This is a genomic window from Acinetobacter sp. YH12255 (assembly GCF_013417355.1).
Classification (GTDB): Bacteria; Pseudomonadota; Gammaproteobacteria; order Pseudomonadales; family Moraxellaceae; genus Acinetobacter; species Acinetobacter pseudolwoffii.
Genome location: NZ_VPEC01000021.1, coordinates 48,703 through 61,065 on the forward strand (window position 1 = coordinate 48,703; position 12,363 = coordinate 61,065).

The following is a 12,363-nucleotide window of genomic DNA, read 5'->3' on the forward strand; positions in this document are numbered from 1 at the left end:
GAATATTATTTAAAACATTATTTTGATTTCAATCTTTAAGTTAAGTCCAAAACTTCATGCAATCTGCATAGACATGCCACATTACAGCCCTATCAATCTTTATTTTTATTTAAATCAGGAATAGAGAGTTATCTGAACCCACTTTAAGACTTCTGCGGTATTATTGTAAATGACCAAAAATGTCATTTATAAAAAAATATGTTTATATTTTAATAAGATGAAATGAATTTAGGAATAGTATTCATGTTCGGTCGTCTGATTTATTTTAGACTGAGCACTGGTAGATGCTTTTAATACAATGCTTAAGCTGTCGCGATGCCACACAGCTAAAAGCCAGGATTTAAATCGTGGCTTTGCTATAGGTCTGCTTTGGCATTTCAATAATTTCGACACAGAGCTGAATTTTTAATTCGGGCTGTGGAGCAATAGATTGCTGCATCACCTCAAGCACCAATGCAGAAATCGCCTGACGCACTTCGACACTACGTCCACTCAATAGTGAGACTTTGGCATGTGCATAAGCCTGATCTGTCCGTGGACTCAGTCCAATGACATAATCCTGCTGCATAATTGCACGACTTTTTAAATCATCGGGATCGGTGACATAGCCGGCATTGAACAATGCCTGATGCATGGCCAGCAAGAGCGGCTGAGTCTGGAGCAGATGTTGAAGATTGTCAGAATATTCCAGATGCAGATGTGGCATACGAGTGATCTCGGATCAAAAACGTGAGGATTGGGACTACATAAAAAATAAACGCTGAATTTTAGCAATGAGACGATTTATCCACCGTCTCATTGCTAAAATTCTAGTCTGATGCCAGATTTAAGCTTTCTTTACATATTCAGATTTTAGCTTCATCGGGCCCATTCCCTCGATTTTACAATCGATATCATGACCATCGGCAGCATCCGGCAATAGGCGGATACTTTTGACTTTGGTACCCACTTTCACCACTGAAGATGAACCTTTGATTTTCAGGTCTTTAATCACTGTCACGCTATCGCCGTCCGCCAGCACATTGCCATGAGCATCCTTAATGATCACTTGTTCTTCAGTAATTTCGCCTTCTTTCCACTCATGTGCACATTCAGGGCAGATCAGTAGATCGCCATCTGCATAGGTATATTCAGATTGGCATTTTGGACAGTTTGGCAGACCCATAAGAACCTCGAAAAAGAGAAAAATTAAATAAATGAAACAAATAAGATCACAGTATAGCATCTTTGCAGAGATGCGCTTTTGAACAGGAGTTTCGTTGAAGGCCAGCTCATAATCATCAAGCATTAATTATCCGGGATATGCGGATTCACCAGCAAGGAAAGTAGCTGGAATGATTCCTGCCAACTTAAGTGACATACCGCAGGCGGCACTAAATCGGGATAGCCGACCTGAATAATATGCAGGCCTGTACCGACTGAAACCTTTTCAAAGATCACAGTGACTTCTATTTCACCTTGCAGATCTGGCGTCGAAAACTGATCGGTATAACGCAGTAACTGATTGGGAATCACCTCATGATAAATCCCATGAAAATGGTGCTGGGTACCGGTGGAAAAATTGGTAAAGGTGGTTTTATAGCTGCCGCCGGGTTTGACTTCCGCATGTTCTACCTTGGCAATAAAACCATGTGGTGCCAACCATTTTGCCAGGGCATCCGGATGAACAAAAGCACGATACACCCGCTCCGGAGGTGCACTAAACACTCGATGCATTTTTAGAGTGTAACCCATTTTGTCTTGTCCCTTATTGTTATTATATATTTTTATTGAGGGATATTGCCCTTCTCTTGTATAGACTGACCAGACCAAGCTGAGCGTCCATAGAACTGATTTTACGCAATCCTCAATTTGGTATATATAATGACTATGTATCTGTATTAAAGCCCTGACATTCCGATATAACTAAATATAAAGGATAAAAAAACCCGGCAGCACCGGGGTTTTTTTATTTAAATACAGGCACAATCAGCTATTACGCAGACTGCTTTCTTCTTCATCCAGCTCATCATCATAGACATAGGCCATGCAGCCCCAACCATCATATTCACCCTGAAATTCTGCAGCGATTTTGCTGAACCACTGTTCCAGATCCACAATATCCTCGTAGGTTGGTTCCATATAGACATAAATCGTGATAATCCATTCCAGGGTCGCGCTTTCTTCATCCTGAAACAGACTGATTTTTTGTTCTTCCTTTAAGAGATACAAGGCACAACGATCTGCCTGCTCTTCATCACTAAACACCAGCGAAAATTCGATTTCATGTGCTTCTTGCAGGTCGTCGCCATCCTGATGCATTTGCCACAGTACATTGCCATTTTCATCGTCAGGGAATTGATTGTAATCACGTGACATAGAAGTATCCTTATTATGATGCTGTTTTATTCTGCATCTAAGATTAGCTGATTTTTAGACAATTATCGAGATCCGGACAAAAAATATTATCTTTTAACCATAAATAAACATATGATTTTTATAAATATAAAAATTATCTGTCAAATGGGTATTTCTTAAATATTTATAGCCTATCACGTCCGGGAATATCGGTCTTTCGCTAAAACCCTATTCGTTATCAGCTACCATCAAGACTGAGTACTTTTGATGCATATCAAAACTATACGGTCTCTGGATGCCGGCCTTCTTGTTTCATGTGCACAACCAGCGCAGCAAACTTTAATTCCTCTAAACGTAAATCCAGATAGGATGACTGAATCGTGGCCTGACTCAGTTGCTGTCCGGTATAATTCAGCAGGACATAATCATCCCTTAAGGCTTGCAACATCTGTCCCAAATTTTCTCTGTTTAATTGAGCAAGATATAAATCTGCCTTGCTATTAAAGGCCAAACTAAAGATTTCAATGATACTTCTACGGCGGCCGTCATCGATATAATTACAACTGGCGATCTGCTGTGTTGCTATGGCCTGCTGAATTTTTTCACGTACATCGAGCAGATGCCGAGCCGCATCCGTTTCACTATATCCTGCGATCAGCTGTTGTAAAAGTTGCGGTACTGGCAGACATAAACCGTAATGCTTGGCCTGGATTTTATGTTCCAGGGCATTCACTACGTCCTCTAAGTGCTGCTGTTGCTTGGCCTGTTGATAATAACCCGCTAAACTTTTTCTGGCCTGCTGTTCAACTTCGACTAAGGCTTTCGCTTGAAACTGGGCGAGATAGTCTTTCACGCTTTCAATATAAGCCTTGAGATCATCAATCATGATCGAAGCATCCAGTTTGGTCACTTCAACAAAATTTTCGGCCTGCAAAGTCCGGTTGATAATATATTGTTCGATATCATAGATATCCTGATATTTTTTATATTTATTCAGCGTAGTCGTTAAACTGCCATGCTGTACCCGCAGTTGGGTCACGTCATAATTCAGTTCATCGACTTGAGCGTCATAATCTGCCAGTCTGCTGCGTGAATGATCCAGATTTTCCTGTAAAAACCGGATATTGCTGCGTAATGAAGCCTGGATCTTCAAGCTCCAGAGCAAGGCACATAATAAAATACTCGCGAGAACGAAAAAAGCCATACTGAGCATTGTTCTGTCCTTTAACCCCCGGGCATTGCCCTAAAACATCAAATTAAAAATTTATTATAAAGTACTGGTTAATTTTGCATCACTTTGACCAGATAATCAAAGCCATTGATCAGCACTAAGTTATTCATTCATTTTATTTTTCTACAAAATTTTTATGGGCAAGTCATGTATGACAGAGTGATTTCCGGCTCAAGTCAAATCCATTCTGAAACAATTTACGATGTTTTTTATATCAAAGGATATAATTTGAAAGTTTAAAAATAATGAAAGGAAAATTAAAAAAATCATAAAAACAAAGGTATCAGGCCTATAGCAGGAGATAAAAGAATAAAAATTCTCTAGGCTCATCATCAAGATATGCAGCCAGCATTCACCGGTATGTTCTACATCGACAGAAGATTGGGCAATGCATAAGTATTAGATTTCAAATAAAAAACATGAAAAACCATTAATTTTCAGAGCATTGACTGAAATAAATTCTCACAATTTTTAATTCAGGTAGCCGATTTTAAATGGCAAATACCATTTTGAATGACTGTAAAAATAGAACTAATTTGACCGGATACCATCGTTTTTATAATCCACATCAAAACGGAACTACGACTTCAATCTCAACCGGAACACCACTCAGCGGCTGGCTAAAAGCCAGATAATTGGCATGCAAAGCCATACGATTTAAAGGACTGCGCTGTGGTTCTGGATGATAGATTTTATCGCCAGTAATGGGATGACCCAGATACAGCATATGTACTCGCAACTGATGAGAACGGCCTGTGATGGGCGTGAGTAAAACCCGACTAATGTCTTGCTGGGGCAAATATTCTATTGCCTGATATAAGGTTTTGGCAGTTTTGCCCAGTTCATAATGCACCATCTGACGCGGACGGTTTTCCCAGTCGGTCATCAAAGGCACTTCGACGCTGCCCTGACCTTCAAGTTTGCCTTGTACCAGTGCGACATAATTTTTATGCACGGTACGTGCCTGAAACATTTTACTCACCGCCACTTCTGCATCACGGTGTTTGGCAAACATCAAAATACCTGAAGTGGCCATATCCAGACGATGGGTGATTTTAGCCTGCGGATACTGGTCCAGAACCCGCAAATAAGCACTGTCATGATGTTCAGCTAAACGCCCGGGAACCGACAATAATCCGGCCGGCTTTTCAATCACCACCAGATCATCATCTTCATAAACAATATGCAACGGTTCTTGCGGTGGGCAATAGACAAAGTCGGGGTTGATGGGCATTTTAGGAATACAGCATCTGGAACAATGCGCGCAAAATAACAAGCTGTATTTAACCTGTCAATCACCGCGCATAGCCAGATAAATTAATCTGCCAGATAATAATCCACCGTCGAAACTACACGGACTTTTTTCAAATAGGGGGTATTGCTGTCGCGATCTTCGATACTAAACATGCCCTGATTGGCGGACTTGATTTTCCCCAGACTGCTTTTTGAATCTGCGGCAAATTTTTCTGCCACACTGCGGGCATTTTCGGTGGCTTGTTCAATCATCGCCGGCTTAATGTCATTCAGCTTGGTAAATAAATATTCGGTTCTTTGTCCGGAATCATCTCCAGCAAAGGCAATGCCTTTTCGACCCAAAGCCATCAGACGGCTTTGTGCCTTGCGTACTGCATCGATGTTGTGGGTATAGACGGTAATGGTCTGACTGGCAGTATAGCGCAGTGCGACATTGGCATCACCGCCGTATTGCTGAGCGTATTTATCGGTAATACTCGGTGAAGCACTGGTGATCTCTTCGGCACTAAAACCTTCATTTTTTAGAAAGGTCTGAATTTCCTGGGTATTGTTTTGCATGGTATCGTACAACTGGGCCAGATCCTGACTGCCTGCGTTAAAACGGATCGGCCAGACTGCTACATCAGCTTTGACTTCGCGTTCCGACAAACCTTTGACCGACACAATACGTTCATACTGTTTGATTTTTAAGGCGCTATTGCCCAGAATCCATCCTGAAATTATCATCCCCAAAGCAATCAGGACACCCAAGATTAGTGCCGGTTTAAATCGATTCATCTGTTTCAACTCCTTTAAAATCCTGTTTTAGTTTTTATATACCCTACTGATCCGAAGCTATTTTTCTGTCATTGAAATATTCAGTTCAGCATAGCGCTTAACTTTGCTTGATTAAATAGATTGCAATTAAAGGCGCCAAGTTAAACAGCAAAATCCCAATTTTATACAACGCCATACCTGAATAATGAATCACATCGAAGCTGGCTTCAGATAGCCGGAACCATTTTCCATGCAATTGTTTCATCCAGTTTCGGGCAAATACAAAAACCGTGAACCAGAGCATGAGAATAGTGTAATTGATGACTAAGGAAAATAGCAGAAAACGACACCAAATATCGAGATTCATCATAATTCCCCACTGGGCGCAGCTGATGCTTTAAAAATAACAGATTTGATCTGGGAAAATGAGAACTGATTTGTATCATGCTTGAATTGAATCTTGGTTTAAGCTTTTGATTTATTGTTATTTTAATGATTTATCATATTTGCACTGCTGGAGAATTTTTTAGGGTGTTGGGAAAACGTCTAATGGTTTACTTCAACTATCAATCTTTATAAGACTTGATCTTATAGCCTATAAACTTGTGGTCTATAGCGTCCTAAGCCGGATCGAGACCTTTTGGGTTCGTACTGCACTCGCGTTTTGCGCCGCTCACAGCATGCTACTCTTTCCGATCCCATCACACCCTTGAAAGCTATATTAGGCAAAAATGAACGGGATTAATTTCCTATGTTTTTTTAATTTTTAGATTTTTTGAAAATTTATTTCATTATTAAACTAAATTTAGGGAAATAAATTTCATTCTTCATTTTTTACGCTTTTTTATTCTATAAAAATGGCCTTTATTGCAATTTATCTTCAAGACATGATGACTATTTATTGAAACAAAGCAGCCTGAATCCATTGTGCGCTAAACCACCAGATACTGATCGCCGACATCCCGCAGAGCAGATTAGCCAGAACCTTATTGAGTCTCGTCAGTTGAGAATTATAGATTTTCAGATTTACCAAATATGCCATCACGCCGTAGAGCAAGCCAATCGCGCCCCCAAACAGGATCAGAATTAATGGCCATGCAGAATAAAAATGGGCTTTTTTGCTTAATTTGCCTGATTCTGGTGCGTAGTCTCTGATTTCCATATGCACTTGCCCTCTTTCCAATATGTGCACATGCACTATTTCAAGGCAGATATTTAGCTGTTATTAAATATTTGCCGTCTCAGACTTGGATTGAAGCAAGAAGCAGACCAATTTTAGTGTACAAAGAGCTGACGGGTATGCTGGTTAATATAGGCATTTAGCCCATCGCCATATCGGGCGAGCTGTTTCATGTTTTCGACATGTTGATAACCGGCACTGCTATAGCTATAAGTATAAACTTTCGAGGTTTTCTTAAATTGAACCCGAATAAACTCGTTACCAATCTCGTAATTGGCAACACCCGAGTCATGATTAAGATCAAGATAATGTTGCAATTGAGCTGCCCTAAACACTGTGAATCTAGGCTTTTATATGGGGTTTTATTGGTTAATTTTCAATCAAATCTAAATCATAAATAGCGAAGTTTAGATAGCAAAAAGCCCTATCGAGTAATAGGGCTTTCGTTCAAAACAGAGGGTAACTGTTTGAATTGTTTTGCTTAGGCATTCTTATTGTTAAATTGATTGCCTTGGCATTTGGTACACGGTGGTAAACGATCAGTACCAATTTCTAAGTAGGTGCGGTGTCCGCATTGAATACAAAAATAGAAGCCTGTTCCGGGTTTTTCGCCAGCAGTAACCATCTTTGTTCTCCATAGTTTTAGAAATGGTAGATCTAGTATAACCCTCTTATGATGAATGTCTATTGGTCATTTCGACGAGTGATGTGGGCGTTTAGGCGAAGTATGTTTTCTCCACTCAATTATTCATTATCTTTTCTAAGTAAAAAATACAATATCTAGGTGTCTGCCACAGCTCTGGATATAAGACTTGAATTGATTTTTCTGGAAAAATTTCTTCAAGCTCAAGTATTTTGAAGCCTGACTTAGAAAACCTATTAATATAGTAGCTAATTGGTCTGTGAATATACGGAACTTTTACATCATTTGCATTATCTTGGGAAATTTTAAAAAGAGTATTAGTTTTAATTTCATCATTATAAGAATACTCATCTTCGTTAAAGATATTTTTATAATCATTATAAAAACATGGATGAGGCAATGAAATTAAAAGCTTGGCATTAGGTTGTAGCCTTTCAAAACTATCTTTTAACAAAGTCTCAATGTCTTCAACTACATGAAAAACTAAATGAGCTAGAATAATATCAACCTTAATCTCACCTTTTAAATTCCCTATAGAAAAATTCTTTAATTCTAGATATTTACAATCATTTAACATATCTTTAGCTTTTTCATACATCCCTAACGATGGTTCTAAAGCAATATAATTTTCAAACTCTATTGAGCTTATTAATTCTTTTGCTAAATGTCCTGTACCACATCCAATTTCAATAATTTTTTTCCCACTGTAGTTAGATAATTTTTCCAGGTATTTAGGCACAAATACTTTTGAAAAAGTTATGTCTTTATTGCTTTCAATTTGGACTTTTCTGATTGTACTTAACTCACACCAACTCATTTTCTTGCTAACTCTTTAGATTTAAAAATAATATCCTTTGCCATAGCTATAATTTGTGGTCCGGAATTATGGTCAAAAATAGTAATTTCATGTTCGGGATGAACTCCTTTAGCAATAGCTAGTTTTTCGCACCCTGTTCTATCACCATTTATAAGAGTGAATCTTGCTTCTGGCGGTAATTTTTCATTAGTAACAATAAATATTGCACCTACTAGACTTGACTTAATCTGATGACTCACCTCAGTTGGTGTAATAATTTCAAGCTTAATTCCGTCTTCTATTTTTTGATTTAATATTTTTAATAAATTTTCATTTTTGATAAGCCACGAAACCCTATTGCTAACGATTGTTGCACTCGTCCCCATTCCTACAAACTCTTGCATAAATGCTAAAGTTTCATCTACCTTAGAATTATTTTTAATTTGTGGAATATATTTAAAACCTTTTTTCACAAATAGTATGCTAATTCCTATTATTTCAACTAAACACAGTGTTACCAATTCTTTTAAATACGGTAAATTAAAAAACTGTACAACCTGATTTTCATCCGAATATATTGTTGTCCACGTATATATAATGCCGCTTATAGCTAATAAAGCAGTAAAAACCGTAATTCCTAAGAAAAAGTATAATGTCATTTTAATAATTGATTGCACTTTCTATTCCAAATAAAAACCCCACTTCACAGTAGGGTTTTTTTTAAACAATATCAACAACTTTAACCCACCCTTGCGAAGCAATGCTTCTTACCTTTAGAAAAGGAGGAAGTTCCCCTCTTTAAAAAGGAGGGCTGGGGAGGATTTAACAAAAATTAAGCCACATTCCCTTCCAAGAAATCCTGTGCAAAGCGTTGCAATACACCACCCGCTTCATACACATGCACTTCTTCTTCAGTATCCAGACGGCAAGTCACAGGCACTTCAATAATCTGGTTCTTACCATCATCGGTTGAACGCTCAATCACCAAAGTCAAAGTCGAACGTGGCGCGATATTACCAATCACGCTATACAGCTCCGTACCATCAAGACCTAAAGTCTTACGATCCGTACCCGGCTTAAACTCAAGCGGCAATACCCCCATACCGACCAAGTTGGTACGGTGGATACGCTCAAAACCTTCTGCGACAATCGCTTCTACACCCGCCAGACGCACACCTTTCGCCGCCCAGTCACGACTCGAACCCTGACCATAGTCTTTACCTGCAATAATGATCAACGGCTGTTTACGGTTCATGTAGGTTTCAATCGCTTCCCACATCCGCATCACTTCGCCTTCAGGCTCCACACGTGCTTTCGAACCCTGCTTGATGCTGCCGTCTGAACGCACCACCATTTCATTAAACAGTTTCGGGTTGGCAAAAGTTGCACGTTGCGTAGTCAGGTGATCACCACGATGCGTTGCATAAGAGTTAAAGTCTTCCTCAGGCACGCCCATTTTTTTCAGGTATTCGCCTGAAGCACTGTCGAGTACAATTGCATTGGATGGTGACAAATGATCGGTGGTGATGTTATCACCCAAGATCGCCAGTGGACGCATATTGGCTAAGGTACGTGGTGCAGCGAGAGCACCTTCCCAATACGGCGGACGGCGGATATAGGTACTTTGCGGACGCCAGTCATATAGCGGGCTTGCTGCCTTTTCATTCACACCCAAGTCAAACATCGGAATATAGATTTGACGGAACTGTTCCGGCTTCACTGCTTCTTTCACCAGTGCATCAATTTCTTCATCCGATGGCCAGATGTCTTTTAGATAAATCGGGTTGCCATCTTTGTCATTACCAAGTGAATCCGTTTCGATATCAAAACGAATCGTACCGGCAATCGCATACGCCACCACCAGTGGTGGAGATGCCAGAAAAGCCTGCTTCGCATAAGGATGGATACGGCCATCGAAATTACGGTTGCCCGACAATACCGCTGTGGCATACAGGTCACGGTCAATAATTTCTTGCTGAATTTTTGGATCTAGTGCGCCCGACATGCCGTTACAAGTGGTGCAGGCATAAGCCACGATCCCAAAACCCAGTTTTTCTAAATCTTTGAGTACGCCAGCTTCTTCAAGATATAACGCTGCTGCTTTAGAACCCGGTGCAAAAGAAGATTTCACCCAAGGCTTACGGACTAAACCGAGTTCATTGGCCTTACGCGCCAGCAAACCTGCCGCCACGGTATTTCGCGGGTTTGAGGTATTGGTACAAGACGTAATCGCCGCGATAATCACCGCGCCATCTGGCATTAAACCTTCAGCTTCTTGCGCACGTGCAGCCTCTAGATTACCGGCAATGCCTTTTTCTTTTAAGTCAGATGTCGAGACACGAGCATGCGGATTGGATGGGCCAGCAATGTTACGGGTTACTGTTGAAAGATCAAAACGCAATACACGTGGATATTCTGCCTGAGTCATATCCGATGCCCACAGACCAATCTCTTTGGCATAAGTTTCAACCAGTTTGACTTGCTCAGGCTCACGACCGGTCAAAGTCAGATAATCAATCGTATTCTGGTCGATATAGAACATCGCAGCGGTTGCACCGTATTCCGGAGTCATGTTGGAAATCGTGGCACGATCACCCACTGACATGCTGTCGGCACCTTCACCGAAGAATTCTAAGTATGCCCCGACCACACGTTCTTTACGCAGGAATTCTGTCAGTGCCAACACAATATCCGTTGCGGTAATGCCCGGCTGACGCTGACCAACAAACTCCACACCAATGATGTCAGGCAGACGCATCCAAGACGCACGGCCCAGCATCACGTTTTCCGCTTCCAGACCACCCACACCAATCGAGATCACGCCAAGCGCATCAGTATGTGGGGTATGTGAATCTGTACCGACACAGGTGTCCGGGAATGCCAGACCGTCACGGTTTTGAATCACCGGAGACATTTTCTCCAGGTTGATCTGGTGCATGATGCCATTACCGGCAGGAATCACATCGACATTTTCAAACGCGGTTTTGGTCCATTCAATAAAATGAAAACGGTCTTCATTACGACGGTCTTCAATCGCGCGGTTTTTCTCAAAAGCATCCGGATCAAAACCACCAAATTCCACTGCCAATGAATGATCGACAATCAGCTGGGTCGGTACCACTGGATTGACTTTAGCCGGGTCACCGCCCTGTTCTGCAATTGCATCACGTAAGCCGGCAAGATCGACCAAAGCCGTTTGTCCCAAGATGTCGTGACAGACCACACGTGCCGGATACCATGGAAAATCATGTTCCTGTTTACGCTCAATCAGCTGTCGCAAAGACTGTTCTAAAATGGCAGGATCACAACGACGAACCAGCTGCTCAGCAAGCACTTTGGAGGTATAAGGAAGTTTGGCATATGCGCCTGGCTGAATATCTTCTACGGCCTGACGCACGTCATAATATTCCAGCTGGGTGGATTGCAGCGGTTTACGGTAGTTGTTGTTCATAGCTTGCCTGCCCTCGTTTATTACTCTTTTTTGCACATCAAAATTTATTGATGACTTGTTTTTTAATCAAGGCATTGTACGCTGCCGAAAGTCCATTTCCCAAATCTTATAATTTTCAATAGTTTAATTATAGAAATCGGTCTATTTTAATAAATTTGTTATCTGGCCTTTAGAATTTTGGCTCTAAACTTCTATTTTTTTGAAAAATCGTAGAAAATTCATCTCATTCTTTAGTATGAGACACTCACAACAGCATAAAAAATAATCAACATATAGGCGCAATAAACAGGCTTTATTTCATATTCATGCAACTTTTATGAGCTGTATTTTAAGCAGCGAATAGACCCTATAACCGATTAAAAGCCAACTATTAAAAGCCAAATAAGTCTCTTCTCTTACATTTAGGTCTTTATATGCAAGCGGCTTGTTGATAAAAACTGGATATTAAGCATATCTTCAAAACATCCTTATACAATAATTCCGAAAATCATCGTATTTCAGCGATAGAACCATTTAAAAGCTGTGTCCTGATTCAATTCCATAATTTTCGTAAGACTTTCTTACAAATTTTACAACTATTTTAATATGTTAGGACTTACGCATTGACGGATTCAAAAAAGTATTAAAATACTTTATAAAGTATCTGTGATCAGACGAATTAAACATGCTTCTACAGCAACTTGTACATTACCCATTTATATGGGCTTTCTCATGA

Annotated in this window: 14 protein-coding genes; all 14 read right to left on the reverse strand. The window is 40.3% G+C overall.

From position 1 onward, the window contains the following. Nucleotides 1–340: 340 nt before the first annotated feature. On the reverse strand, nucleotides 341–706 hold the full coding sequence (locus FTV30_RS10175; protein WP_005169568.1) for a 5-carboxymethyl-2-hydroxymuconate Delta-isomerase: 366 nt from the start codon (nucleotides 704–706) through the stop codon (nucleotides 341–343). Between the two features lie 120 nt (nucleotides 707–826). Continuing rightward, on the reverse strand, nucleotides 827–1,165 hold the full coding sequence (locus FTV30_RS10180; RefSeq protein ID WP_005097964.1) for a zinc ribbon domain-containing protein YjdM: 339 nt from the start codon (nucleotides 1,163–1,165) through the stop codon (nucleotides 827–829). Nucleotides 1,166–1,287: 122 nt separating this feature from the next. Next, complete coding sequence (locus FTV30_RS10185) at nucleotides 1,288–1,734, reverse strand: SRPBCC domain-containing protein (protein WP_180001534.1); 447 nt, start codon at nucleotides 1,732–1,734, stop codon at nucleotides 1,288–1,290. A gap of 234 nt (nucleotides 1,735–1,968) precedes the next feature. Next, a complete protein-coding gene (locus FTV30_RS10190; RefSeq protein WP_005097967.1) occupies nucleotides 1,969–2,358 on the reverse strand; it encodes a ribonuclease E inhibitor RraB in 390 nt (129 codons plus the stop codon). A 259-nt stretch (nucleotides 2,359–2,617) separates the two neighbouring features. After that, entirely contained in the window at nucleotides 2,618–3,550 is a 933-nt protein-coding gene (locus FTV30_RS10195) for a DUF4041 domain-containing protein (protein WP_180001535.1), read from the reverse strand. Nucleotides 3,551–4,136: 586 nt separating this feature from the next. Further along, nucleotides 4,137–4,802, reverse strand: coding sequence for a pseudouridine synthase (locus FTV30_RS10200; RefSeq protein ID WP_005169561.1), 666 nt, complete (start codon nucleotides 4,800–4,802; stop codon nucleotides 4,137–4,139). 83 nt (nucleotides 4,803–4,885) lie between these two features. After that, nucleotides 4,886–5,599 (reverse strand): SIMPL domain-containing protein, encoded by a 714-nt coding sequence (locus FTV30_RS10205; protein WP_180001536.1) that lies wholly within the window; start codon nucleotides 5,597–5,599, stop codon nucleotides 4,886–4,888. Nucleotides 5,600–5,696: 97 nt separating this feature from the next. Next, on the reverse strand, nucleotides 5,697–5,945 hold the full coding sequence (locus FTV30_RS10210; protein ID WP_005097975.1) for a DUF6868 family protein: 249 nt from the start codon (nucleotides 5,943–5,945) through the stop codon (nucleotides 5,697–5,699). Between the two features lie 531 nt (nucleotides 5,946–6,476). Next, on the reverse strand, nucleotides 6,477–6,740 hold the full coding sequence (locus FTV30_RS10215; protein WP_005169554.1) for a hypothetical protein: 264 nt from the start codon (nucleotides 6,738–6,740) through the stop codon (nucleotides 6,477–6,479). Nucleotides 6,741–6,853: 113 nt separating this feature from the next. After that, nucleotides 6,854–7,075, reverse strand: a complete 222-nt coding sequence (locus FTV30_RS10220) for a hypothetical protein (RefSeq protein WP_005104128.1) — start codon at nucleotides 7,073–7,075, stop codon at nucleotides 6,854–6,856. A 164-nt stretch (nucleotides 7,076–7,239) separates the two neighbouring features. After that, nucleotides 7,240–7,383: a zinc ribbon-containing protein gene (locus tag FTV30_RS10225; RefSeq protein ID WP_180001537.1), complete on the reverse strand. Its 144-nt coding sequence runs from the start codon at nucleotides 7,381–7,383 to the stop codon at nucleotides 7,240–7,242. Between the two features lie 115 nt (nucleotides 7,384–7,498). After that, nucleotides 7,499–8,218: a bifunctional 2-polyprenyl-6-hydroxyphenol methylase/3-demethylubiquinol 3-O-methyltransferase UbiG gene (locus tag FTV30_RS10230; RefSeq protein WP_180001538.1), complete on the reverse strand. Its 720-nt coding sequence runs from the start codon at nucleotides 8,216–8,218 to the stop codon at nucleotides 7,499–7,501. After that, nucleotides 8,215–8,874 (reverse strand): hypothetical protein, encoded by a 660-nt coding sequence (locus FTV30_RS10235; protein WP_180001539.1) that lies wholly within the window; start codon nucleotides 8,872–8,874, stop codon nucleotides 8,215–8,217. Before FTV30_RS10235 ends, FTV30_RS10230 begins: the two co-directional genes overlap by 4 nt. A gap of 155 nt (nucleotides 8,875–9,029) precedes the next feature. Then, the gene (gene acnD, locus FTV30_RS10240) at nucleotides 9,030–11,648 is read right to left on the reverse strand and encodes a Fe/S-dependent 2-methylisocitrate dehydratase AcnD (protein ID WP_180001540.1); all 2,619 of its coding nucleotides are present in this window, start codon (nucleotides 11,646–11,648) and stop codon (nucleotides 9,030–9,032) included. Nucleotides 11,649–12,363 lie beyond the last annotated feature (715 nt).

Coding starts and splice junctions, on each gene's coding strand:
- acnD (WP_180001540.1), bottom strand. CDS start 11,648: ATGAACAACAACTACCGTAAACCGCTGCAATCCACCCAGCTGGAATAT.
- FTV30_RS10200 (WP_005169561.1), bottom strand. CDS start 4,802: ATGCCCATCAACCCCGACTTTGTCTATTGCCCACCGCAAGAACCGTTG.
- FTV30_RS10210 (WP_005097975.1), bottom strand. CDS start 5,945: ATGAATCTCGATATTTGGTGTCGTTTTCTGCTATTTTCCTTAGTCATC.
- FTV30_RS10175 (WP_005169568.1), bottom strand. CDS start 706: ATGCCACATCTGCATCTGGAATATTCTGACAATCTTCAACATCTGCTC.
- FTV30_RS10230 (WP_180001538.1), bottom strand. CDS start 8,218: ATGAGTTGGTGTGAGTTAAGTACAATCAGAAAAGTCCAAATTGAAAGC.
- FTV30_RS10190 (WP_005097967.1), bottom strand. CDS start 2,358: ATGTCACGTGATTACAATCAATTCCCTGACGATGAAAATGGCAATGTA.
- FTV30_RS10225 (WP_180001537.1), bottom strand. CDS start 7,383: ATGGTTACTGCTGGCGAAAAACCCGGAACAGGCTTCTATTTTTGTATT.
- FTV30_RS10195 (WP_180001535.1), bottom strand. CDS start 3,550: ATGCTCAGTATGGCTTTTTTCGTTCTCGCGAGTATTTTATTATGTGCC.
- FTV30_RS10205 (WP_180001536.1), bottom strand. CDS start 5,599: ATGAATCGATTTAAACCGGCACTAATCTTGGGTGTCCTGATTGCTTTG.
- FTV30_RS10215 (WP_005169554.1), bottom strand. CDS start 6,740: ATGGAAATCAGAGACTACGCACCAGAATCAGGCAAATTAAGCAAAAAA.
- FTV30_RS10180 (WP_005097964.1), bottom strand. CDS start 1,165: ATGGGTCTGCCAAACTGTCCAAAATGCCAATCTGAATATACCTATGCA.
- FTV30_RS10185 (WP_180001534.1), bottom strand. CDS start 1,734: ATGGGTTACACTCTAAAAATGCATCGAGTGTTTAGTGCACCTCCGGAG.